General features: G+C 43.5%; 19 protein-coding genes and 1 riboswitch. Of the genes, 11 read left to right on the top strand and 8 right to left on the bottom strand.

Translation table 11 applies throughout. The features are described 5' to 3' along the window. Positions 1-41 precede the first annotated feature (41 nt). Together K2Q13_RS09800 and K2Q13_RS09795 are read left to right on the top strand one after the other, a co-directional pair. Positions 42-2,189, top strand: a complete 2,148-nt coding sequence (locus K2Q13_RS09800; RefSeq protein ID WP_292920882.1) for a bifunctional TVP38/TMEM64 family protein/FAD-dependent oxidoreductase — start codon at positions 42-44, stop codon at positions 2,187-2,189. A 301-nt stretch (positions 2,190-2,490) separates the two neighbouring features. Then, complete coding sequence (locus K2Q13_RS09795) at positions 2,491-2,826, top strand: P-II family nitrogen regulator (protein ID WP_292920881.1); 336 nt, start codon at positions 2,491-2,493, stop codon at positions 2,824-2,826. Between the two features lie 373 nt (positions 2,827-3,199). On the opposite strand, the gene K2Q13_RS09790 is transcribed toward K2Q13_RS09795, so the two are convergent. Together K2Q13_RS09790 and bioA are read right to left on the bottom strand one after the other, a co-directional pair. After that, a complete protein-coding gene (locus K2Q13_RS09790; protein WP_292920880.1) occupies positions 3,200-4,597 on the bottom strand; it encodes an MBL fold metallo-hydrolase in 1,398 nt (465 codons plus the stop codon). Positions 4,598-4,617: 20 nt separating this feature from the next. Then, positions 4,618-5,955, bottom strand: a complete 1,338-nt coding sequence (gene bioA, locus K2Q13_RS09785; protein ID WP_292920879.1) for an adenosylmethionine--8-amino-7-oxononanoate transaminase — start codon at positions 5,953-5,955, stop codon at positions 4,618-4,620. A gap of 170 nt (positions 5,956-6,125) precedes the next feature. Between bioA and K2Q13_RS09780 the strand changes: the two genes are divergently transcribed. After that, positions 6,126-7,460, top strand: coding sequence for a DUF3422 domain-containing protein (locus tag K2Q13_RS09780; protein WP_292920878.1), 1,335 nt, complete (start codon positions 6,126-6,128; stop codon positions 7,458-7,460). A gap of 21 nt (positions 7,461-7,481) precedes the next feature. Here K2Q13_RS09780 and K2Q13_RS09775 read toward each other — a convergent pair whose 3' ends face one another. Together K2Q13_RS09775 and K2Q13_RS09770 are read right to left on the bottom strand one after the other, a co-directional pair. After that, the gene (locus K2Q13_RS09775) at positions 7,482-9,683 is read right to left on the bottom strand and encodes a cytochrome c peroxidase (RefSeq protein WP_292920877.1); all 2,202 of its coding nucleotides are present in this window, start codon (positions 9,681-9,683) and stop codon (positions 7,482-7,484) included. Positions 9,684-9,894: 211 nt separating this feature from the next. Further along, entirely contained in the window at positions 9,895-10,734 is an 840-nt protein-coding gene (locus K2Q13_RS09770) for an FxDxF family PEP-CTERM protein (protein ID WP_292920876.1), read from the bottom strand. Positions 10,735-10,909: 175 nt separating this feature from the next. Further along, a riboswitch (cyclic di-GMP riboswitch) is annotated at positions 10,910-10,989 on the bottom strand. A gap of 180 nt (positions 10,990-11,169) precedes the next feature. Between K2Q13_RS09770 and purB the strand changes: the two genes are divergently transcribed. The 5 genes from purB to dksA all read left to right on the top strand — a co-directional run bounded on the left by purB (position 11,170) and on the right by dksA (position 17,217). Beyond that, the gene (purB, locus tag K2Q13_RS09765) at positions 11,170-12,546 is read left to right on the top strand and encodes an adenylosuccinate lyase (protein ID WP_292920875.1); all 1,377 of its coding nucleotides are present in this window, start codon (positions 11,170-11,172) and stop codon (positions 12,544-12,546) included. 139 nt (positions 12,547-12,685) lie between these two features. After that, entirely contained in the window at positions 12,686-13,279 is a 594-nt protein-coding gene (grpE, locus tag K2Q13_RS09760; RefSeq protein ID WP_292920874.1) for a nucleotide exchange factor GrpE, read from the top strand. A gap of 70 nt (positions 13,280-13,349) precedes the next feature. Further along, positions 13,350-15,290, top strand: a complete 1,941-nt coding sequence (gene dnaK, locus K2Q13_RS09755) for a molecular chaperone DnaK (RefSeq protein ID WP_292920873.1) — start codon at positions 13,350-13,352, stop codon at positions 15,288-15,290. A 148-nt stretch (positions 15,291-15,438) separates the two neighbouring features. Further along, positions 15,439-16,548 (top strand): molecular chaperone DnaJ, encoded by a 1,110-nt coding sequence (gene dnaJ, locus K2Q13_RS09750; RefSeq protein ID WP_292920872.1) that lies wholly within the window; start codon positions 15,439-15,441, stop codon positions 16,546-16,548. Positions 16,549-16,791: 243 nt separating this feature from the next. Further along, on the top strand, positions 16,792-17,217 hold the full coding sequence (dksA, locus tag K2Q13_RS09745) for an RNA polymerase-binding protein DksA (RefSeq protein WP_292920871.1): 426 nt from the start codon (positions 16,792-16,794) through the stop codon (positions 17,215-17,217). 97 nt (positions 17,218-17,314) lie between these two features. On the opposite strand, the gene pnp is transcribed toward dksA, so the two are convergent. The 3 genes from pnp to K2Q13_RS09730 form a co-directional block, all read right to left on the bottom strand. Next, complete coding sequence (gene pnp, locus K2Q13_RS09740; RefSeq protein ID WP_292920870.1) at positions 17,315-19,444, bottom strand: polyribonucleotide nucleotidyltransferase; 2,130 nt, start codon at positions 19,442-19,444, stop codon at positions 17,315-17,317. 133 nt (positions 19,445-19,577) lie between these two features. Further along, positions 19,578-19,847 carry a 30S ribosomal protein S15 gene (rpsO, locus tag K2Q13_RS09735; protein WP_292920869.1) on the bottom strand — a complete coding sequence of 90 codons (270 nt, stop codon included), beginning with the start codon at positions 19,845-19,847 and terminating at the stop codon, positions 19,578-19,580. A 366-nt stretch (positions 19,848-20,213) separates the two neighbouring features. Continuing rightward, entirely contained in the window at positions 20,214-21,677 is a 1,464-nt protein-coding gene (locus tag K2Q13_RS09730; protein WP_292920868.1) for a dynamin family protein, read from the bottom strand. A gap of 530 nt (positions 21,678-22,207) precedes the next feature. Between K2Q13_RS09730 and K2Q13_RS09725 the strand changes: the two genes are divergently transcribed. Further along, positions 22,208-22,912 (top strand): DUF502 domain-containing protein, encoded by a 705-nt coding sequence (locus K2Q13_RS09725; protein WP_292920867.1) that lies wholly within the window; start codon positions 22,208-22,210, stop codon positions 22,910-22,912. A gap of 30 nt (positions 22,913-22,942) precedes the next feature. Here K2Q13_RS09725 and K2Q13_RS09720 read toward each other — a convergent pair whose 3' ends face one another. After that, positions 22,943-23,983 (bottom strand): folate-binding protein, encoded by a 1,041-nt coding sequence (locus K2Q13_RS09720; protein ID WP_292920866.1) that lies wholly within the window; start codon positions 23,981-23,983, stop codon positions 22,943-22,945. Positions 23,984-24,101: 118 nt separating this feature from the next. On the opposite strand from K2Q13_RS09720, the gene K2Q13_RS09715 reads away from it, so the two are divergent. Both K2Q13_RS09715 and K2Q13_RS09710 read left to right on the top strand, forming a co-directional pair. Next, complete coding sequence (locus K2Q13_RS09715; RefSeq protein ID WP_292920865.1) at positions 24,102-24,536, top strand: protein YgfX; 435 nt, start codon at positions 24,102-24,104, stop codon at positions 24,534-24,536. 291 nt (positions 24,537-24,827) lie between these two features. Next, positions 24,828-25,277, top strand: coding sequence for a hypothetical protein (locus tag K2Q13_RS09710; protein WP_292920864.1), 450 nt, complete (start codon positions 24,828-24,830; stop codon positions 25,275-25,277). Positions 25,278-25,490: the final 213 nt, after the last annotated feature.

Below are 25,490 nucleotides of genomic sequence, written 5' to 3'. Positions count from 1 at the left end.
TTGTAAGGAATTCTGATAAGTAGTGTTAGAGAAGGAAGAATATGAGACATCGTTGGTGGATAGTGATTCTGCTGGGCTTGTTTATGGTGTTATTTTTCGTTTTTGACCTGGGGCGCTTTTTTACGCTGGAAATGCTCAAAGCCCAGCATGAAGCATTGCAACAGGCCTATCAGGCAGAATCGTTTTTTGTGATCGGTATTTTTGCTTCGATCTATATCGTGATGGCCGCTCTATCATTTCCTGGCGCAACGGTTATGACATTAGCCGGTGGTGCCATGTTCGGGTTTTGGGTTGGTGTACCGGTGGTATTGGTCGCGGCCACGATCGGTGCTACGCTGGCGTTCTGGATTGCACGCTATGTCTTGCGTGGTACCGTGCAGCGCCGTTTCGGCGATCGTCTGGAAACGATCAACAAAGGTTTGGAGCGGGATGGCGTATTCTATTTGTTTTCCTTGCGCTTGGCACCGATCTTTCCGTTCTTTTTGATCAATTTGCTGATGGGATTGACCGCACTGCCCAGCATGACCTATTTCTGGGTCAGCTTGGTTGGCATGTTTGCCGGAACAGCTGTGTATGTCAACGCAGGCACGCAGTTGGCGGCGATTGCACAGGTGTCGGATGTGATGTCGCCAACGTTGATCATTTCATTTACTGCGCTGGCGCTGTTCCCATGGCTGGCTCGCTGGGTCATCGGAATAATTAGAATCCGGCGGCTGTACGCGCGCTGGCCTAAACCTGCACATTTCGATAGAAATTTGATTGTGATCGGTGCCGGTGCCGCCGGATTGGTGAGTGCGTATATTGCAGTAGCCACGCGCGCCCGAGTAACGTTGATCGAAAGTCATAAAATGGGCGGCGATTGCCTCAATTATGGTTGCGTGCCGTCCAAGGCGCTGATTCGTACTGCTACTTTCTTACAGCAAACGAGAAATGCCGCATCACTTGGCATTCAACAGGTCGATGTGAATTATGACTTTACCGATGTGATGGCGCGTGTTCAACGTGTGATCAAAACGGTTGAACCGCACGATTCAGTCGAGCGTTATACTCAATTAGGCGTCGAGGTATTGCAAGGTAAAGCTCGAATTACTTCGCCGTGGTCGGTGGAGATCAACGGACAAGCCCTGACAACACGCGCGATTGTCATTGCCACCGGTGCGCATCCGATGGTGCCGAAAATCCCGGGACTGGAATCCGTGCGTTATTACACCTCCGATACGCTCTGGTCACTGACTGAACGGCCGGGACGTCTGATTGTACTGGGCGGCGGGCCGATAGGCTGCGAGCTGGCGCAAGCATTTGCCCGATTAGATTGCCAGGTAACGCAGATCGTGCGCAGTGATTTGTTGCCGCGCGAAGATGCTGATGCGGTGGAATTGATTAAAACTGTATTGCAAGTGGACGGTGTGTCAATTCTGACGCAAACTGAAACACTGTGCTGCGTAAGAGAAGGTGACACACAGTATTTAGTAGTGCGTAGTCAAAATGACGAGGAAATGAAATTGCCGTTTGATGCACTACTATGTGCCGTCGGGCGGATAGCGCGTACTGAAGACTTCGGATTGGAAGAACTTGGTATTCCGGTGTCGCCTCAGCGTACCATCGAAACCAATGCCTGGTTGCAGACCCTTTATCCGAACATTTATGCTTGCGGTGATGTTGCCGGGCCGTATCAGTTCACCCATACGGCTGCACATCAAGCGTGGTATGCGTCGATCAATGCATTGTTTGGCGCTATCAAGCGCTTCAAGGCCGATTATTCGGTGATTCCGTGGACGACCTTCACTGATCCGGAAGTGGCGCGCGTTGGATTGTCGGAAAATGAAGCGAAGCAACGCAGTATCGCTTACGAAGTGACGCGCTTTAATTTACAGGAATTGGATCGCGCCATCGTTGACGAAGCCGCGTATGGTTTTGTCAAAGTACTGACGGTTCCCGGTAAGGACCGAATTCTCGGCGTCTGCATCGTTGGCATTCATGCCAGCGATTTACTTGCAGAATTTGTGTTGGCGATGAAGTACGGCCTGGGTTTAAACAAGATTTTAGGCACTATTCATACCTATCCAACCTGGTCGGAAGCCAATAAATATGCAGCGGGGGAATGGAAGCGCGAGCATGCACCGAAGTGGTTGCTGAAATGGGTGGAGAAGTATCATGCCAAACGGCGGTTAAAGGGTTGCGGGGATTGATGTTGCAAGAAAAGATATTGATATATTGATTTCATTGTCGTCTGCTTTGATAGCTAGTTGAGCTTCGGGTAAGTATTGGTCGGGGATGCGCAGAGTATTAATTAATATAAGCCTCCGGCTCATCCGCAGGTAATTTAGCTTCTTTCATTATCTTCCGACAATCTAAAAGTTTGTAAAGTAATTGGTATAAATTGTTTGAGTTGTTTGTCCTAGCTTGGTATATTTTGTTTGTAATATTTGGGGCATATAGATTTGGAGTATTTCAGAAGTATGTTTTTAAACTATCTTTACAAGGAAATATATGAAAAAAATAGAGGCAGTTGTTCTTGCATCCAGAGAAAAAAACATTTTAGATGCTTTGCAAAAATCAGGAATTGGTGGGCTAACCGTAACCCCTGGAAAGGGTCGTGGGAAAGGACCTAGAGACGTCCAGCCAGGGCTGGGTCGTTACATTGAACGATACAATGATGTTTTGACATTTTTTATCGTTGTTGAGGATTCCAAAGTAGACGAAGTGGTATCAGCAATTACAGAAGCATCTCATACGGGCAATTTAGGTGATGGCAAAATCTTCATCTCTACAATTGATGATGTTATTGATATCACAACCAAACAAAAAGGAGAAGAATACATCTAAGCTGGTATTGCCAAGTTGAGTCTCACAAGGTGATCTATGCTTGAATTATTTATATACCAACTCAGACCTGATCAGATAGTTACCCGTTTTATTAGGCGTCTGTTAGTTTAGGTTTGAGATGAATTCTTTTTCGCCCAAATTAATGGTCCTTCAAGCAATGCTTCCAATAGTGTCCGTCCGCACTGATCCAACCACTTCTGCTGCTTGTATTCTGCTGAATCAATAGATTAGGAGCAATGGTTTTCCTGTCTGCAGCCTGAGAATAGAAATAAGTTGTTCTTGGTTGGCAAAGCTATTGTTTTGTTGTTCAGACAAATAGAAAAATTTTACTGTGACGCAATCAGAAAATTTACAGCATTAATAACTCTCATATCTAAAGTGTAACCACCGATAAATGCTCCGGAATACGGGCCGTCCAGTTAAATTTCTGTTGAATTGCAGTTACCAGGGCGGTGGAATTACTTAGCTCGCCATGTACGACATAAATTTTTTCGGGCATTTTCTGAAAGTGACCGAGCCAATTGAGTAAGTCGGCTTGATCGGCGTGTGCTGAGAGGCCCCCGATGGTATAGATGGCTGCTCTTACACGAACTTCCTGACCAAAAATTTTAACTTGCTTGGCGCCATCCACGAGACGCCTGCCTAGGCTTCGTGCAGCTTGGAAACCGGTAATCAATATGCTGCATTCAGGCCGACCCAGATTGTATTTCAGATGGTGCTTGATACGTCCGGCATCACACATGCCACTGGCTGAAATGATGATGATGCCGTGTTTCATGTGGTTAAGCTGCATCGATTCCTCAATATCCTGCACCAAATGAATTCGGGGTTTTTGTGTATTGTCGCCCATCCATTGCAATGCATTGGTGGACTCCTGGTCGAGCAAGGATAGATGTTTTAGCGTAATTTCAGTGGCTGCACGTGCCATGGGTGAATCCACATAAATTTCCATTTCTCCGAGCTTACCTTGCCGATAGAGATCAACCAGCAGAAACAGAATATCCTGAGTACGTCCAACCGTGAATGCTGGGATGATGACGTTGCCGCCTTTATGAATCAGAGTATCGTTAACAGCATGTACTAATTCATCAAGGGTATCGGTCATGTTGCGATGCAGTCGGTTGCCATACGTGGATTCAATTAACAGGACATCGGTTTGTTGAATAATTGTAGGGTCCCGCACAACTGGATGACCGGGTTTTCCAAGATCGCCGGAAAATACAATTTTCTTGTGTCCAGCCTGTTGTTTTATCCAAACTTCGATGATGGAAGAGCCGAGAATATGTCCGGCATCGCGAAAGCAGCAACGTATTGCAGGGTGAGGGTTGATTTCGGTATTGTAATCGATGCAATGCAATTGCTTCAGCAGGGCTTCTGCTTGGGTAACCGTATAAAGTGGGGCGAGGTCTTGTGTAAATCGACTGTGACGGCGCGATTTGTTACGCCATTCGATTTCCTTTTCCTGAATATAGGCGCTATCCTTGAGCATGACTTGGAGTAAATCCGCAGTTGCTGCAGTACAGTATACCGGACCTCGAAAGCCCCATGCGCTCAGCCGTGGTAATAATCCGGAATGATCGATATGGGCATGAGTTAGCAATACAAAATCAATTGTTTTAGGATCGAATTTAAAGGCAGTGCGATTCTTTTTATCCGCCTCGCGTCCACCCTGAAACATACCGCAATCAATCAGGAACTTTACGCTCCCAGTTTCAACGAGATAGCTGGAGCCGGTTACTTCACCGGCTGCGCCTAAAAAAGTCAGTTGCATGATAAGTTTTTATCAGTGAGTTATAGTGAATTCAATATTTGCAGCGTGCCATTGACCAACAAATCCATTTCCTGTTCATTAATGATGTAAGGTGGCATGAAATAAATGGTTGTACCCAATGGGCGTAGTAGTATTTGTTGTTTCAGCCCGGCCTGGAAGCACGTTGTAGCAAAATCAGCATCTTTTGTTTCAACTTCAAAAGCCCAAATCATGCCGCAATTGCGGAAGTTTGTGACTTTAGGATGAGCTGTGATCGGTGTTGCAATTTTATTCAGATACGCCGCTTTGATTTTGTTGGTATCAATGACCTGATCTTGTTCAAGAATATCCAGCGTGGCTAGCGCTGCGCGACATGCTAACGCATTGCCGGTATGCGAATGTGAATGTAAAAATGCACGCGCTATTTTGTCATCATAAAAAGCCTGGAAAACCGTATCGGTAGTCATAACGACCGAGAGTGGCAGATAACCGCCGCTCAAACCTTTTGATAAACATAAGAAATCCGGAGCAATATCAGCTTGATTGCAAGCAAATAGGGTTCCCGTTCGACCAAAGCCGACTGCAATTTCATCGGCAATCAAGTGTATTTGGTATTGATTGCATATTTCTCGGGCGCGTTGTAAATAAATCGGATGGTACATGCCCATGCCGGTTGCGCCTTGTACCAGTGGCTCAAGAATGAGTGCGGCGATCTGTTCGTGGTTTTCCGCCACATGCTGCTCCAGTGCGGCGGCAGCGCGAATGGCGTAATCTTGCGCAGGTTCGCCAGGTTCGGCGTAGCGCCAATCAGGAGTCGGAACGTGTGTGCACTGGCGCAGCAATGGCGCATATGTTTGCTTGAAAATGGCCACATCGGTCACCGATAGCGCGCCCAGTGTTTCGCCGTGGTAATCGTTTTGCAGACTGATAAACTGGTTTTTCTGCGGTTGTCCGCGTAAAAGCCAGTAGTGAAAGCTCATTTTCAATGCGATCTCAATTGCTGAAGCGCCGTCACTGGCGTAGAAACAATGTCCGAGTGAGCCGGGTGCCATGTTTTTCAGCCGCTCCGATAGCGTCACAACCGGCTCATGGGTAAAACCTGCGAGCATGACATGTTCTATTTTCTCGAGTTGATCACGAATCGCCGCATTGATATAAGAATTGCTGTGACCAAAGAGATTGACCCACCAGGAACTGATTGCGTCCAAATAGCGATTGCCGTCCGCATCATGAAGCCATGCGCCTTTTCCGCTGACCACTGGAACGAGCGGACAAGTTTCGTGTTGCTTCATTTGCGTGCATGGATGCCATACGGTGTCAAGGCTTCGCTGTTGCAGAGATGATGTGGCTACGAGCGTGCTGTGATTAATTTTCGTCATGTGTATTTGTTAACTGGAACACGTGAATCCTAGAAGATTGTGCTGCCAATTATCGACAGTCGTAAATGACAATTGTAGACTAAGAGCCGCTGTTTTTCTGTATTTTTGACCTTGTGCTGAATCCTTGGTACATTCAGGCTTTCCAATAAAATTTGACGCTTCCCGCAGCTATGGGTCCAGAAATTAATACGTATTTGTCCAATTTGTTGCCCGGCAACGACCCGCAACGTGAGTTGCTGCATAATGAAGTGCATGCCCGTCCGAGTCAGCGTATCCAGCTGCCCGCATTGGTAATCAATGTTGTTGTAATCAATGCGGGTATTACGCGCGAACAAGAATGCGAGCATTTGCGCCGTCTTCCTGGACAGCAGGCTTTGATGCCTGAACAATTGCAAAATAATTTTTTACAATTGTATCTGCAGGATTATGTTGTGAGATGGGAGCGCCACTCGGAGTTCACACGCTATTCATTATTACAGCACTTGCCTGAAACTGTGCAATTAGGTGCAGCAGATCCCGAGTTACTGTTTTATATCGTGTTACCGCAAGGATGGTTGGCCGGAATTCCTGGAAGAACCTTTGCGGCTATCGAGTTGGCGATGATGGAGGGTGAAATAAGTCAAGCGGACAAAACGCTTGAGAAAGCGCGCAATTGGTTTGGCGATAATCGCGTGGTAGCGTCACTGATGGGAAGAGATGGACACTCGCTTGCAGTCACGGATTTTATGTTGCGTTCAAGCGGTTTTGAACGTATGTTGGTGATTATGTCGGCTGATGTATCCGAGACACGCGCTGGGCGTGTTGCGCAGCGTCTGCTGGAAATTGAAACATATCGGTTAATGGCGTTGAAAGGATTGCCGTTTGCTAAGCGACTTATTCCTGAATTAACGCGTGCCGAGCAGCAATTATCTGATATCACGGCGCAGCTCGAAAATAAAGCAAGCTCGGATCAGGAATTGCTTGATACATTGATCTATTTAGCTGCGCGCATTGAGCGCGCTACGGTTGAGCATGGCTATCGTTTTGCAGCGACACAAGCTTATAACAAGCTGGTGGCACAACGTATTAGAGAACTTAGAGAGCAGGCTATACCCAGCACGCCAACCATTGGAGAATTCATGCAGCGGCGACTTTCTCCGGCGATAGCAACCGTGGATGCGACCGCACAACGCATGAGCTATCTTTCCGCGCGCGTATCTCGGGCCAGTGCTTTGTTGCGCACACGCGTTGATATCCAGACAGAAACCCAGAATCAACAGTTATTGGAAAAACTTACCCGTGGTCAGGAATTACAATTGCGCTTACAAACCACAGTAGAAGGCCTATCGATCGCGGCGATTTCGTACTATGTCATCAGTTTGCTGCTGTATCTGGCTAAGGCAGGCAAAGCAGCCAATTTGCCGATACAGCCTGAGCTCGTGACCGGATTGATGATTCCTGTCGTCGTGTGGCTAGTCTGGCGTACCACACGACGCATTCATGATAAGTTTTTTAAGTTACCTTAACCGTTTTCGTTTTTCATACTGTTATTGCAAGAAGCGGTCAAATGGTTGCAATGGTTTCGTCCTGCCCTCAGCGCCGATAGCCGGAATAAACAGAAACTGATCGGCTGCAAGCGCCGCATTCATGGGGCTGGACTTGGTGATTGATGAGTTGTCTCCAACATGACCGTGCGGTACCCGTATTTCCGGATGGTCAAAGGGCGCTCTCTCATAGCGTACGCGATCATCCGTCAAACTTTTTAGAAAATTGAGCAGATCTTTGCGCTTTTGCGGTGTGAGTCGTAAATCAACCAGCGCGAAAATTTTGGCAAACTCTTTCGGTGGTGTTGCAAAATTACCGCCTCGTGTATAAAACTCCAATACTTCATCCAATGTTGCCATGCCACCGTTATGCATGTAAGGGCCGGTCAAATCAATGTTTCTTAGACTGGGGATTTTGTATGAGCCTTTGGCTGCGCTCAAGAATCGCTTTCTATTGGGTTTGCCCAATTCTGCCAATGCGGCATTAATCGTTGGTACAAATATGCCCGCCGGATTAAAACAGTTGATAGTATTTTGTTTTTGTCTTTGAATCCCATCCACGCGTGTGAAAAGTAAAGCGTGCGGATTGTCACTTTCGACAGCAATCGACGTATCCAGATCACAAGGCCTTACGTCTGCAACATAGGGATCTACGACTCCGGATGCGTTGCCTGCCAGAAGTTGTAAGTATTGATCAGAGAATGAAAATGGATTGCCGAAGGGGTCAGTTCCACCCAAACCAATATCATTTCTTACTGGAGTGACACCGGTGCCGGAAAAACCAGTATCTTGAAACATCATTCCACCGGTTAAAGATAAACTGGTCACTACAGTTGTCGTGCTGACGCGGAAAGCAGGATTACCGAAAGCATGCGGGTTTGATTTTTGCAAAATGCCATTGGTTACCACAGCTGATGATGTAAAGTTAGGACCAATATGACAAAGCGCGCAGTGCGAATCGCGGAAAATATCCATTCCACGCTGTGCCGATGCATTTAAATCGATGGGCATGCCATGCTCGTCCACAGCGCTGCGATCAAAGGGGGAATCATCGGATATCAAGGTCGATTGATATATTTGGATCGCAAGCGCAAAGAACATGGCAAAATTAGCTTCTACCTGGCGATAAGGTATGCCATGCGTTGCAGAGCTAGGCGGTGGAGCGCCAAATTGGCCAGTATGGTTATAATCCCAATATTTGGGATTGAATGCTTCCATGATCAATTGGTAGTAGTTTGTATTTAACCCTTTCTGCAAATTATTGGGTGTGCTGTATGCCAATCCACCCAGTACACTATCATTCCAGTGCACACGCTGATGTTCGAGTGGCTTACGCTCTAATAGTTTACGACCCAGATCAGCAAAGGTGCGTCCATGACAACTCATTTCGAAGTCATCCAAGGGAGGAGAGACAGCTAGGGAAGCCAGAGCAGAATTGATGAGTCTCAAGCGCTCTTTGGCAACAGTACCATCACCATTTCTAACCCAAACGCCGGCATCGGGATCACGATCTCCCCAGGGACTGCTGCCGTTAAAAATATTGTTGGCACGGCCATCCCAGAAGTTACGAAAATTGAAAACGGCATTAATGACAGTAGGTGTATTTCGTGGCTCAACTTTACGGGTACCTTTTGCGCCGACATGAAAAACTGGATCGGAACTGCGATTACATTGATCATTTGTCGCTGCAATCGATTTGGCATCTCGGTATTCGCCGCCAAAAGTTCCCGAGGAAGAAACCACATCATCGCTGTTATAGATAGGGGTACCGGTGGGGTTAAGCGGATTATCGGTTTGGAAAAAAGGAAAGTCGCTTCTTTTCAGGATTGCATTGGCCCCACGCAGGGTTCCATCGCTTGCAAGTTCAAATTCCCGCGGCAAATCACTATTTCGACCAATCGGTGCTATTTGATTTTTAGTGCGTCGATCTGCGCCTGCATGAAAATGGCAGCTGGCGCACGCGATACCATCGCTTCCGATATTAATATCCCAGAATAAGGCTTTGCCAAGTATTAACGCTTTATTTTTGTTGATGATGATAGGGTCAGCGCCACCCACCAAGCCAGGCACATTGGGAACCGGCGCTCCTTTTAAAGTCATGGGAATAGGGCCGAAACCGTCAGCCTGAACGAGTGAACCTGCAAAAAAAGTGAGAAAACCTATCTTGGTGAGTGTGCTTATAATTTTTTTTATATTGTTTAGCATGATCGCATTCCTTTGCTAGGCATGTACATCAAGGAACTTCAGGGTGCTTGTGCGTTTTATTGAGTACGTGCTAATGACTTATTGATTAAACGTAATTCACATCACTCTTGCGTGAATTATTTTGTGCCTAGGTAAAAATTTATTCTTCCCGGTAAAAACGGAGCGATTCGGTAAAGCGCTCCGTTTTTGCTATGGCTTTACGACTATTTATTTAAGCTGGAACACTAAGATTCAATGTTTTTTCCCGGTTTCTCAGGCGCCAGGTAACTAGACCTAAGCCTGCCAGCAACATAGCGTAAGTTTCTGGTTCAGGTATTGGACTAACAGTCGAGTCAACAGTCAAACCAAATGCCCCGCCTGCAGTGGCATTGTTAGTGCCGCCGATGTACATCGCATACCAGCCTGGTGCTAAATCATCGAATACAAGCGACGCAGAATTAGCTCCAGTGCTGCCACCGACGCCGTTTTCAAAAGTACTTGTCAAGCTCACGTCGTTTGCGCCTGTGAGAATGGTTTCGCCCCATCCGGTTCCAGCGGTATGCGATGGGCCGGAAACCGCATAACCTAGAGTTTCGAGCGCATTGCCTCCGTTGCCGTTGGCCATCCATAACGTACCTGCATCGCCCATGGCTCCCGTTGCATTAAAGGTATGCGGCGTGCCAAATCCTGCCGAACTGAGTTCGCCGCCAAAACCGGTGGTTCCACCATCGAATGCAGTGCCTCCAGTAGCCCAAACCGTAACGCCGGGAGCAAAACCGGAATCTCCGGTAACTGTTATGGTAACATCGGACTGGCTGTTGTTCTGAAAGGTATACCAATCTCCGGTATGCGCCCAGGCAGAATTATTCAAGAGTGGATTATCTGAATAGGCACTTTGCAGACCGGTCTCAGTGGCGGAAATACTGCCGCCCAAGTTAAGTACATTAGCGCCGCTATTCCAAGCTTTAAATCCTACGGCATCAGTAGCATGTACATTGGTATTCAGCGCGGCAATAGAAATGATCGCTGCTGAAATAAGCAGACTTGTTTTCTTTACATGTTGTTTTTTCATCTGGAATCTCCAATAATAATTGAGTATTTTTTGAATCGGTTTCACTGCTGGTCTTCATGCACCGCTAGCTATGTGTTGAATTAGTGAACAATAGCTTCCGGCATTTGATTGACGAATGATGGTCTGAAGTCGATAGATTTTATACTGTTCGATTCAGTGACTCCCATCACTCACGGGAGGCAACCCAGCCGTCTCATTTGGGGAGATCTGTAGGCTTTCCGAACTTGCCTTGCGACAAGGGTGGCTATATCTAGTTATTATCAATTTTATTGTGTATTGATAAAAATACAATGCGACAAATTGTCGCTGCGGCAAATTGTCGCACCTTGAATTGACAGGGCATTACCGGTGAGAACTTGCTGGAATTGTCTGAATATCATCTTTAGTTCAAAGCAGGCATGCTAAAATTCTGGCTTCAAAAAAATTTAAAACATCATGAACTTCCCGGTTATTACAGCGTTGTCCCCACTGGATGGCCGCTACCACAACAAAGTTGAAGCTTTACGATCCTATTTCAGCGAATTTGCTTTGATTCGTTTTCGTGTGCATGTTGAAATTGCATGGATTAAAGCATTAAGCAGCGAGGCTGGGATTGTCGAAGTGCCTTTTTTTTCAGATCAAACTAACCGTGAACTGGATGATTTAGCGGAAAATTTCTCGCTGGTAGATGGCGAGGCGATTAAAACTATTGAGGCGACGACCAATCATGATGTAAAAGCGATCGAGTATTGGTTAAAGCAGAAACTGTCCAACAATGTTGAGGTGGCCAGAGTCAGTGAATTCATTCATTTTGCTTGTACTTCTGAGGATATTAATAACTTGTCACATGGCTTGATGCTCAAAACCAGTTTGCAGCATGTTATGTTGCCCGCGCTCGGTAGGGTTATTGATCGGTTAATCGAGTTGGCACATCAATTCGCCGATATTCCAATGTTGGCCCGTACTCACGGACAACCCGCTACGCCGACAACATTGGGTAAAGAAATTGCCAATGCGACTTATCGCCTGCAACGTGGAAGAAAACAACTTGAATCTGTCGCAATTCTAGGAAAGATTAACGGCGCGGTAGGTAATTACAATGCGCATTTATCCGCTTATCCGGATTTGGATTGGGAAAAATTTGCGCAATTGTTTGTTGAAAGGTTAGGGCTGGAATTTAATCCCTACACGACCCAGATTGAGCCTCATGACACGATGGCAGAATTGTTTGATGCGTATGCAAGGATTAATACAATCTTGCTGGATTTGAATCGCGATATTTGGGGATATATTTCGCTGGGTTATTTTAAACAAGAAACCAAAGCAGATGAAATCGGATCTTCGACGATGCCGCATAAAGTCAACCCGATCGATTTTGAGAATTCGGAGGGTAATCTGGGCATTGCTAATGCGCTATTGCGTCACTTGAGCGAAAAATTGCCGATATCGCGCTGGCAAAGGGACTTAACCGATTCCACAGTACTTCGCAATATGGGCGTAGCATTAGGGTATACCTTGTTAGCTTATGATTCTTGTATCAAAGGGTTAAATAAACTGGAAGTTAATACATCCGGAATAATGGTTGATCTGAATAATACCTGGGAGGTTCTGGCGGAGCCGATTCAAACTGTAATGCGACGTTATGGTGTGGCTAATCCTTATGAGCAATTGAAAGCTTTAACACGGGGTAAGAATGGAATTACTCAGGAAACATTGCATCAGTTTATTAACGCTTTGAGTATTCCAGAAGCCGAGAAAGCTCGTTTGTTGACATTAACTCCTCAGAATTATATCGGTAAGGCAAATATTTTGGCCTTAAGAATAAAGAATTAATCCTTAATTCGAATAGAAATCTGAAGCAAACCGGTGAATTTTTTCTGGCGAGTTTGCTGGCAGTATAAAAAATTTCGTTTAAGGCTTGAAATTTCATTGTGTAATCCCAATATCGCCTGCACACTCATTTGGAGGTAAGATGCAAAATCCAGAAAATACACACAACACAGAAAGTAATCAAGCTGATGCGGCTGATATAAAAGAAGAAATCAATGTTCCTGGAATAACCAGCGATGCAACCATACAAACTGGTGAAATTAAAGATTCGCAACCTAGTCTCGAACAGTTGTTGAAAGAAGCGGAGATCAAATCGGCCGAGCATCATGATGCTTGGATGCGTGCAAAAGCGGAAACGGAAAATATTCGCAAGCGTTCACAAAGTGATATCACAAATGCACATAAATATGCCATCGAGAATTTTTCTACAGAATTGTTGGGCGTAATGGATAGCTTGGAAGCAGCGCTGATAGTTGAAAATGCCAGTGTAGAGAATTTCAAGAATGGTATTGAATTAACCCAAAAACAGCTGATAAGTGTGTTTGAAAAATTCAACATTAAGGTGATTGATCCGACTGGAGAAAAGTTCGATCCCCATCAACACCAGGCAATGTGTATCGTTGATTCGGATTCGGCTCCCAATACGGTCGTCCAAGTCATGCAGAAAGGTTACAAATTGCATGATCGTATTATCCGTCCTGCACTTGTTTCGGTTTCGAAAGCGCAAGGTTCTTGAATTTTTATCAGGCATCTCCATTTCTAAACCAATGGACAGACAGAACAATCTCTTTAAAAGGATCTAAAATATGGCAAAAATTATCGGTATCGATTTAGGCACTACTAACTCTTGTGTATCCGTAATGGAAAATGGCAAGCCTAAAGTTATAGAGAACTCGGAAGGCACGCGGACAACACCTTCTATTGTTGCCTACACTGAAGAAAATGAAGTGCTTGTTGGTGCTTCAGCTAAACGTCAGGCGATTACCAATCCAAAAAATACTTTATTTGCGGTTAAGAGGCTTATTGGGCGACGTTTTGATGAAGATATGGTTCAGCGGGATATCAAAATGGTGCCATATAGCATTGTCAAAGCCGAAAACAATGATGCATGGGTGGAAGTGCGTGGTAAGAAGATTGCGCCTCCAGAGGTGTCCGCGCAAGTGTTGATGAAAATGAAAAAAACTGCCGAAGATTATCTTGGTGAAGAGGTGACCGAGGCGGTGATCACGGTGCCTGCATATTTTAATGATTCACAGCGTCAGGCAACGAAAGATGCAGGAAGAATTGCCGGTTTGGAAGTAAAGAGAATTATTAATGAGCCAACGGCTGCGGCATTGGCATTTGGTTTGGATAAGAAGGAAGGTGATCGGAAGATCGCAGTATATGACTTGGGTGGTGGTACTTTTGATATTTCCATTATTGAAATTGCCGAAGTTGAAGGCGAACATCAGTTTGAAGTGCTGGCAACCAATGGTGATACATTTCTGGGTGGTGAAGATTTTGATATGCTTGTGATTGAATATCTGGTGGATGAGTTCAAGAAAGAAAGTGGTATTGATCTGAAGAAAGACATGCTGGCATTGCAACGTTTGAAAGATGCTGCAGAGAAAACCAAAATCGAATTGTCATCCAGCCAGCAAACTGAAGTCAATTTACCCTATATTACTGCTGACGCCTCGGGGCCGAAACATCTGGCCGTTAAGATAACTCGTGCCAAATTGGAAAGCTTGGTGGAAGACTTGATAGAACGTACCGTCGGGCCTTGTCGCACGGCGATTAAAGACGCTGGCCTGACTGCCTCCGATATCGACGATGTGATCTTGGTTGGTGGACAAACGCGGATGCCAAAAGTGCAAGATAAGGTCAAGGAGATATTTGGCAAGGAACCACGCAAGGATGTTAATCCTGATGAAGCGGTAGCTGTGGGTGCAGCCATTCAAGGTGGTGTGTTGAAAGGGGATGTGAAGGATGTTCTGTTACTTGATGTGACACCTTTATCACTGGGTATCGAAACATTGGGTGGTGTAATGACCAAGCTGATTCAGAAGAACACTACTATTCCAACTAAGGCGCAGCAGGTATTCTCCACTGCGGAAGATAATCAGACTGCGGTGACGATTCATGTGTTACAGGGTGAACGTGAGATGGCTTCAGGCAATAAAAGCTTGGGCCAATTTAATTTGAGTGATATTCCATCATCGCCACGAGGTATGCCGCAGATTGAAGTGACGTTTGATATTGATGCCAATGGTATTTTGCACGTTTCTGCTAAAGATAAGGCGACCGGTAAAGAAAACAAGATTAAAATTCAGGCAAGTTCTGGATTGTCGGATGAAGAAATTGATCGAATGGTACAAGATGCAGAAGCGCATGCTGAAGAAGATCACAAAGCATTAGAGTTGATTTCCAGCCGTAATCAGTGTGATGCGATGATCCATTCTGTTAAAAAATCCTTGAAAGAGTATGGTGATCAGTTAAGTAGTGATGAAAAAGCCAAAATTGAGACCGCACTGAAAGATGCTGAAGATGTGCTCAAGACTGATAATAAAGACGAAATTGATGCAAAAACCCAGGCTTTGACCGAAGCAGCGCATAAATTGGCTGAGAAGATGTATCAGCAAAAAGATCAGCAGGATCCACAAGCGCAGCCTGGATCAGAATCTTCCTCTAGCTCTAGCCATAGCGAAAAGCCTGTCGAAGGCGAAGTGGTCGACGCAGAATTTGAAGAAGTTAAGAACAAGAAATAATTCCTGTTAATACGTACTGGGCGCAGAAGCGCATGATGAGAATTTTGAATCTCTTCTGCGTGTTCTGCGTTTTAGTATTTGATGCGAAATTAAAAACATCGTATAAACTCAAACTCCACGAAATTAATTACAGCGGCAGGAAATCAATATGAGTAAGCGCGATTACTATCATGTACTCGGTGTCAGTCGTGATGCCGACGAAAATACAATAAAAAAAGCTTATCGTAAGCTGGCAATGAAATATCATCCCGATCGGAATGCAGGTGATGTTAAATCGGAAGAAATGTTTAAAGAAGCCAAGGAAGCTTATGAAATATTGACTGATTCGAATAAACGTGCGGCTTATGATCAATTTGGTCATGCGGGTGTCGATACGAATACGGCTGGTGGAGGCGGTGCACAAGGTTTCGGTGATGCATTCAGTGATATTTTCGGGGATATTTTTGGTGGCCGTAGTACACGCTCAAATATGCATCGTGGTTCCGATTTACGCTATAACCTGGAAATTACTCTGGAGCAGGCTGCACACGGGACTGAAACGAAAATTCGCATTCCGACCATGGAAAATTGTGATACTTGTCATGGCAGCGGATCCAAGCCAGGAAGCTCGCCCAAAACCTGCTCTACTTGTAATGGTCATGGACAGGTAAGAATGCAACAGGGTTTTTTCTCTATTCAGCAAACTTGCCCTAAATGTCATGGCAGCGGAAAAGTGATAGCGAATCCTTGCGTATCGTGTCATGGAGTAGGACGAATTAAACAACAGAAAACACTCAATGTAAAAATCCCGGTGGGTGTCGATGATGGCGATCGCATCCGTATTTCTGGGGAAGGAGAAGCTGGTGTGAATGGCGGTCCATCGGGCGATCTCTATGTCGTGGTTCACCTATCGGCGCATTCGGTTTTTCGTCGTGATGGGGATAATTTGCACTGTGAAATACCAATCAGTTATACAGTGGCCGCATTAGGAGGAGAAATTGAAGTGCCTACACTTGATGGGCACGCTAAGATTAAGGTGCCGGAAGAGACTCAGACGGGTAAAATTTTTCGTTTGCGTGGTAAAGGGATAAAAGGTGTGCGTAGCCATGATAAAGGGGATTTACTTTGCCATGTTGCCGTAGAAACTCCGGTTAAGTTGACCGCGCGTCAAAAAGAATTATTGGAAGAGCTAGAATCAATCAGTCTAAAAGATGGGCCTCGCCACAGTCCTCGCGCTAAATCATGGATGGATAAAGCGCGAGAATTTTTCTCGGAATAACAAAGGTGATTTAATTATTGAGATCCGCTACGTGTGAAATACTCTGAGAAATTGATGGATGCTTCTGTATTTTGGCTTACTGCGCGCATCTGTAATAATGTTGATTTATCTGGATTTTTTTACTGATGAAATATGATTTGTAAAGAATAGAGATAAATGACTTGTTATATAATGTTTTTTCTGATATTAGTACAAAATTTTTATACACTACCCCACTGCTGGAAGAGATAGGAGCCTTAAAAGATGCCAAAAGAACTACAAAGTAAACAAGTGACTCCCTATGAACCAAAATCAGGTGAAGAATATATGAGTCCTGATCAGTTGTTGCATTTTCGCAAAATATTGGAGGGTATGAAAATTGAACTTAGTCAAGAAATTGATCGTGCTGTTCATACTATGCAGGATGACGCGACAGTTTTTGCTGACCCTAATGATCGTGCAAGTCAAGAGTCTGACATGACGCTTGAGTTGCGCAATCGTGATCGTGAACGCAAGCTCATTAAAAAGATTGATGAAATTGTTGGTAAGATTGATTCTGAGGATTATGGCTATTGTGAGAGCTGCGGTGTAGAAATTGGATTAAAAAGACTTGAGGCTAGGCCAACAGCAACGCTTTGTATTGATTGCAAGACATTGGATGAAATGCGTGAAAGACAGATAGCTAAGTAGCGTAATAAGTAATAATATAAAGCTAAATCATTATAAGTTAATGAGAACCCTGTAAGAATACAGGGTTTTTGGGTATATTTAAGTGAGAAATTTTATCTCACGACTCTTCTTCCGCAACAGAATTAGAATCAGGTTGATTTCCATCAGAAGATACAGCTTTCATGCTTAATCGCAGTCTTCCTTTGTCGTCAGCCTCAAGAACTTTAACGCGCACCTGTTGGCCTTCGTTAAGGTGATCAGAAACGTTATTGACTCGTTCATTGGCAATCTGGGAAATATGAAGTAATCCATCTTTACCAGGGAGTACACTCACTATAGCTCCAAAGTCAAGCAGTTTTAGAATTACACCATCATAAATTTTTCCAACTTCAACTTCTGCAGTAATATCTTCTATACGTTTTTTTGCGATTTCACCGCCCTCGGCATTGACACATGCAATTGTTACCTGGCCATCGTCGGTGATATCAATCGTGGTGCCTGTTTCTTCTGTAAGCGCACGAATGACAGCACCACCTTTCCCGATTACGTCACGAATCTTTTCTGGATTGATCTTGAGTCTAATGATACGTGGCGCATGCACCGATATATCTTCGCGAGTTGAAGGTAAAGCTTGTTTCATAATTTGCAGAATATGCATTCGCCCTTCATGAGCTTGTATCAATGCCGCATGCATGATTTCTTGGGTTATGCCTTGTATCTTAATATCCATTTGTAACGCGGTAATACCTTTTTCGGTACCAGCAACTTTAAAATCCATATCACCCAGATGATCTTCGTCGCCGAGAATATCCGTAAGGACCGCAAAGCGGTTTCCATCTTTAATTAACCCCATGGCAATACCTGCGACATGAGCTTTTAATGGTACACCTGCGTCCATCAGTGCGAGACAGCCGCCACAAACAGAAGCCATTGAGCTAGAGCCATTGGACTCGGTAATTTCAGATACGACTCGTAAAGAATAGCCGAACTCTTCAGGCGAAGGAAGAACGGCGACAAGAGCGCGTTTAGCCAAGCGTCCATGACCAATCTCACGGCGCTTGGGTGTGCCAACGCGACCTGTTTCCCCGGTGGCATAAGGAGGCATATTATAGTGCAGCATAAATCGTTCGTTATAGTCACCTTGTAGCGAGTCAATTTTTTGCTCGTCACGAGCGGTGCCTAAAGTAGCAATAGCAAGGGCTTGCGTTTCTCCACGGGTAAAGAGTGCCGAGCCATGTGTTCGAGGTAATACACCATTACGAATCGTTATAGCTCTGACTGTGCGAGTACCTCGACCATCGATACGAGGTTCACCATCCAGTATTTGATTGCGGACGATTTTTGATTCCAGTGAAAAAAATGCTTCCATAAAAACTTGTGATTCTGGTCCGTTTTCTGTGCCGATCTTAAGTTCATCCGATATACGTTCTCTAGTTGCTTTGATTGCTTCAGAACGGGCTTGTTTTTGTTTTATCTTGTATGCTTGTCGTAAATCAGCTTCTGCCATACTGGCGATTTTTTCTTCAAATGCCATGTCTTTTGCTGGTGGTGTCCAATCCCATGTGGTCACTCCTGCTTCATCAGCAAATTCATTGACTGCATTAATAACAATTTGCATTTGCTCATGGCCATATGTTACAGCGCCAAGCATAATATCCTCCGACAGCTCTATTGCTTCAGATTCAACCATTAGAACTGCATGTTGTGTTCCTGCAACGACCAGATTTAATTGTGTATCTTTAAGTTCTGAAGTGGTTGGGTTTAAGACATACTCATTATTGACGTAGCCAATGCGAGCTGCACCGAGGGGGCCATCAAAGGGGATCCCGGAGAGAGTTAGAGCGGCAGATGTACCAATAATCGCAGGAATATCAGGATCTATTTCATTGTCGGCCGACATGACAGTGGCTACAATTTGTACCTCGTTATAGAAGCCTTCGGGGAAAAGAGGACGAATAGGGCGATCAATTAAACGCGAAGTTAATGTTTCTTTTTCGGATGGACGACCTTCACGCTTAAAAAAACTGCCTGGTATTCTACCTGCTGCATAAGATCTTTCTTGGTAATCAACGGTAAGTGGGAAAAAGTCCTGACCGGGTTTTGCATTTTTTGCACCCACTACGGTAACAAGTACTACGGTATCATCCATCGTAACCACTACGGCGCCATGTGCTTGCCTCGCTATTTCACCTGTTTCCAGTGTAAGTTTATGCCGTCCGTAAGTGATACTCTTCTTTATAGATTTCAATTAATAATCCTTTTTCCTTTTGAATAAATTGTTCCAAATTTTGAATTGCCTGCAAGACAATGTATTGATTTCATGACAACTTATATGGGATGGATTTGTTCGGATAGCTGCCAACCCAGTGCATGAAATACATTTATTTACGTAAACCAAGTCGTTCAATCAATGTTTGGTAAGTGTCTGTATTACACTGTTTTAAATAATCAAGTAGCTTGCGACGACGACCGACCATGCGTAATAAGCCGCGGCGGGAGTGATGATCCTTAACATGAATCTTGAAGTGTCCTATCAAGTCATTGATTCTGGCTGTTAAAAGTGCAACTTGGACTTCTGGAGAGCCAGTATCTCCTTCGGCTCTTTGATAGTCTCGCACTACCTGTGCTTTTTGGTCGATTGTAACTGACATAAATTTCTCCGATTTAATTACCCTATTTAAAAGCCCCGAATTTTACTCTTTAATATTGCGCTTGTCCAAACCAGATAAGGTATCTTGCATTAAATTTCGAGACAATGATTGGCGGTGGTGATGATTGCAAAAATAAATATAGGCATGAGTAAGCGACAAGTTGTGATAATTCTTGACTCACTTTAGTGAGTATTTACTGTGTCATAGAATACTTCAGTGCTTATATAGAGTGTGGCAATAAAATCTAATTCCGAGTAACAACGATATTAAACACGTAGCACACATGGGTGACGTTTTTTTGTTTGTTAGTCGGATAAAATAAAGAAAAATGATGCGATAAATTCTCTATGAACCTGAATTAAATCTTTATGCTTGTGAGTTTTTACCTCCATTGCCTGAGGGATTAGTGAATTGATCATTTAACGCCTGAATGTAATCGTTAGCTTCGTTAATGATTTCATCAATTGTTTGCTGCGTAATTTCATTCCAGCCCGCAGGATTTTTTAGCAACATTGGGCGATATGCTGCTGTGCTTTTGTTGAATGCATGTAGATATTGTTTAAATGTTTCATGGTCATTTCCCAACTCTCTACACAGTTTTCTCAGCAATCGATTGGCAACAGTACGTCGGATAGAAAAATGTACATAAATGATACCGATCAAAAGAAATGCTGCAATAGCAACTGCTGCAGTTTCGCCTTGCATGAGTTGAGTCTGAAATGTTTTGAGAAGACTCCAGGATTTGTTCATAGTCAAGACGGTACCTGCCAATATTGCCAGAGTGCCGAATACCAATCCATCAAACAGTATGACTTTATTTTTCCACTGTTTTAACATTTCAGATAGCTTATTAATCTTTTGATTTTTTATATCTTTTGCTGTTTGTTCGAGTTTCCCGACGATTCGGTAGGAACGTTCCACTTCGATTTGGTGCATCCGTGCATCGATATCCGCCATATCTTCTTCGCGTTTTTTCTCAAAGCGTTCTCGAACATGTTGATTAGCGATTGGAACAGCTGCGCTTGGATTATAAATACGATAAAAGCGTCCACTGATCAGCCCTACTTCTGCGAGAGAGCGTTGCCAAGCTGATACAACTTCTTCAGGATTATCTTCTTGTGCGGTAACATCGATTTGATTCAGAATGTATAGAAATTTATTAGCATCAGCTCGGTTTACACTGGCAGATACCAGGTAAGCCAATGTATCTTGCATGGCTTTTGGCTCTGGGTGGCGTGCATCAAAAAACACCAACACAAGATCTGATAAATTGATGATGTGCTGAGTTAAGCGCAATGTAGATGCACGCTGATTGTCAGCATCAAAACCTGGAGAATCAATGATAATTTTCCCGCGTATGTTTTCAGATGGACAGGTTTTTAATTGTAAATAAGCATCGATACGTTCTTGCCCAGCCTCAGAGATCTCATCAATACTGCGGCTAATCTGGAAAAATGGAAATCGTGGATCCGCATCAAGTGCAATACCAGGAAGAGTTTTTGCTTCATTGTGGCGGCTGAAGCAAATCACCGTGAATTTATCATCAACAGCCTGATTGCCAGTACGTTGCAGCGGCATATTCAAATAAGAATTAATATAGGTTGATTTGCCCGCAGAAAATGTACCCAATACTGCAATCATGGGCCACCATGTCACACATGTCGCATAAGATTCATCTTTATTAATTAGCCCCATACTTTGGCCTACATAGTCCATTTTCCTGAAACTTTTTACCGCATTGGCCAGAGTCGGATTGTCTGGGTGCTCATCGACAAGATGTTTTTGTAGACTTTTCAGGTGCTTATTAATTTGGGTCGAGTTGTGTGACATAACAATCCCTTTTCGTTTTTATAAAAAGTGTATTCTGAGCATGGAATAGATGATGAATTTTAGTAAATTCATTTTGCTTGTCTGTAGTTAACCTTTTTCTAATGAGTTATTTGATCTTCTATAAGAGGAATGTAAGTTCACTAGACTATTCTATATACATACAGTAAAAAGATATTCGCATCGCAGTAGATTTAACGCATTAATGCAGACTTAATGTTAATCGAAAACGGCTGACTTCGTGATTCTATCAAGAACAATGATAGCTTGTCAGCAAATCATATTCTTAATATTGATGCTTAATCTCTTCCGGGTTTAATTCCTCGCCCCTTGGGGCGAAGGCTGGTTGAAAACCAGCAGTCTGAAGAGCGCTTTTAATACCTCGCTGCTTGCGGCGGGGTGCTTTATTTTTAGAAATTGCAATTATTTCATGACCTAATAAGAATTCGATTGAGTTCTGGTTATTTTGTGGTGCATTACATGTTAAAAAGTTTAAGGAGAGTTTGTTTTTCAGCTATGGGAAATTTTGAAACATGACGATGAAAAATAATCGGGAACGAGGGGAAGTGCGCTCTGCACATTTAGGTCGTTATATATTAATAGGTTTCCTTACAGTGGCGCCGTTGTGGGTTACTTGGTTGGTGTTTGATTTTTTATTGAATTTGTTGGCGCAGATCGGGGACCCTCTATTAAAAGCCACGGCACGTGCTATACGCCCATTTTCAGATACTGCTGCTAGCTGGTTGCTGGATTCCTATTTTCAGCATGCAGTTGCCGCATTGTTAACAATAATCAGTCTGTATGGAATCGGATTGTTAGCGTCTTTTGTTATTGGTAAAAAAGTTATTAATATTTATGAAAAGATATTGGCGCGATTGCCTTTGGTACAAACGATTTATGGTGCTACCAAGCGATTCTTAAATACCATAAGTCAACCGCCTGTTACCGGGCAGCGCGTTGTATTGATTAATTTCCCATCTTCAGAAATGAAAGCGGTTGGTTTTATTACAAAAATTATGCAAGATAAGGATAGTAATAAGAAATTAGCTGTTGTCTATGTTCCGACTTCACCTAATCCTACATCAGGTTATATTGAAATCTTGCCGGTAGAGGATGTCATAATGACAGACTGGACAACGGAAGAAGCTATGACTTTTGTTGTCACGGGAGGCACCACTGCACCAGAAAGTTCACGATTTTCTCAAAAAAAGCAACCGGAACACTCTAACAAGTCGTAATGAACAGCACGAATATTTCGGCACTCTCTTTTATGCTGGTAATGTGTAAGGTAGTGATTTGATTTCTAGTATCGGACCTTGCAAGGATTGCCAATGAATATTGCTGGTATCCGCGCTACTTTGCTGGATGACCGCCAACGCATCATGTCCTCCGCACGGCGATGGTGCGGTGTTGACAATATTGCCGCAGGACTGGTCAGCCATGTCTGCACTGTAGAGTGCATCACCAGCCTTAATTGTTTCCGTAGTGGTTAGATGCACTAAAAACATGCGACGTTTAAGCTTACCCAGATATTGTGTTCGTGCCACAATTTCTTGCCCGGGGTAACAACCCTTTTTAAAACTGACTCCACCGATTGCATCCAGATTGATCATTTGCGGCAAGAATTCTTCTTGCGTTTCTGGCAGAATAACTGGAATACCTGACTGAATATCTAGCCAATCCCAGCAAGCTGTGCCAACAGGTTTGGCATTTTGATTAAGACGCTCCCAAACAGCAGGCGCATTTTCAATCGTTGTAATCAGTTCCATACGGTTATGTGCAACATGAAGTATGCTGATTTCTTTTGTATGTGTGACATCAATTATTTGATCCGAACTATTTGCAGATCGGGAAAATTCGGCTGTTAATGCAAGAGTGTTGGGGCCAGAGACACCAATTCGAACCCAGGCATTGCTCACATCAGTCAGCTGTACCTTGGAACGCAGTATATAAGGTGATAAACGTTTTATCGTGGCAGCAACCAAGTTAGCAGGTAATTGCATAAGCACATCTTGATTCTTTTGCCAAAGTAAAAAGCTTACTAAAACTCGGCCTTTAGGGGTGCAATAACTTCCGTGTTGCGCTATTTCCGGACTGATCTCCAGAATATCGCAACTAAGCTGGCTTTGGAGAAAACTTTTTGCGTCATCTCCGGAGAATTGAATTAATCCGCGATGTGAAAGATCTGTCATAATCGTTTTGTTTTGCGTGTCGCTAAGTTCTATAGCAATATCGCCAAAATGCAATACGCGATTGTTCTCTATGACAGCGTGCTGATCATTTAAATAAGTTTGCCAAACAGGATTCATACCAATAGTTCGAAAATAAATATGGACTTGATTATACGGTATTGTGTCCGGGTTGATTGAATAAGCAGCGAATGGAGTTGTTATTACTCATTAATAGTTGAGGGTTACGTAATTTATTATGGCGGTTTTATCTATTCACCGTAAACCCTCATTTTGGCTTGCCGCGATGTTGACTTTAGCTCATATTGCAACAGCTATTTTATTGTGGCCACTGCTACTTCCCTTGGGAGTCAAAATGTTAATTGTTATCCTGCTGGTGATTAGTCTAGCTTATTATTTGTGCTGTGATGCTTTGCTCTGTGCCAATAAAGCTGTGATTTCTTTTTCGCTATCGGAAAAGATGCGATGTACAGTGACCACTCGATCCGGTAAAACGATTGCTTGTGATGTACTAGGGAGTACTTTTGTTGCGCCTTATTTAGTGGTGTTAAACCTTCAATCCGAAGGTGAGTTTTTTCCTTGCAGTATTGTGATATTACCCGATGGTATTGATGTTGATATGCATAGACAATTAAGAGTTTGGCTTTGCTGGAAATGGCAAAGCGATAGATAAGATGACGATCTAAATGTAATTGCATTCCCCAAGCGAAGCACAATTAATAGCGCAGCCTTTTATCAATGAACAACACTCAAAGCTATTATGTTCTGCATTTTGTTATGTTCAATACATAAGATTGCTGATGTTTCACTAATATTTATTTGTACTATTAAAAATCATTTTTGATATCCTACACTAAAGACAACAAAGAGCCTTCTAGACTTGGTAGATTAGTATTCGGACTTGCTAGTTATTAATGTCATGGCGATAGGGTAAATAGCTTTTTAATTCAAAATATACGTAGTAATGAAACGATTTTTTTTAATGCTTCTAACGATAAGTTTGCTTGGCTGTAACGCCATCACGACTGTAAATCAACGTTCATTTATCGATGTCAAGCTGATTGGAGTATGGGAAGGTGAGTATGTGGAAGAAAGTGGAACTGTAAAAAAATGGACACAAATACGAAATGCTGATGGTACATATACGATTGATTTCAGTTTTACCGAGTTAGATGACACGGCAAAGAATTTTACTGAATCAGGTAAATGGTGGGTGAAGGGAAGCTTTTTTTATGAAGTTGCTTTGCCACAAGAGGGACGCCCGGATAAGTACCAGTATTTTTTCAAAAAGAAAGATTGTGTAAGCTTTGTTCTAGTTGAAAGTGATGGATTAGCTGAAGGGGCGGGTAGTTATGAGTTTAGTGAATGTCTTGTTGCAGATTCACCACCAGCAACTATTGGAGAATCGATCTGAATTTCTGCGCTGCGCGCATACTTGTTACTGAACAAAAAATAAATTTTACTATACCCTGGGAAGCACATCTACAACAGATCATAAGTCGAGTCACTATTTTTCCGAATCATTGGTAGCTCAATGTAGATCAATCCGTATGCTTAATTGCAGCTTTTATGTTTTTATGAAGAATTCAATACCAATGATTATTAACAAATTCTTAATTTGATGGTA

This window comes from Nitrosomonas sp. (assembly GCF_019752095.1).
Classification (GTDB): domain Bacteria; phylum Pseudomonadota; class Gammaproteobacteria; order Burkholderiales; family Nitrosomonadaceae; genus Nitrosomonas.
This window is presented reverse-complemented; position numbering and strand designations above follow the sequence as displayed.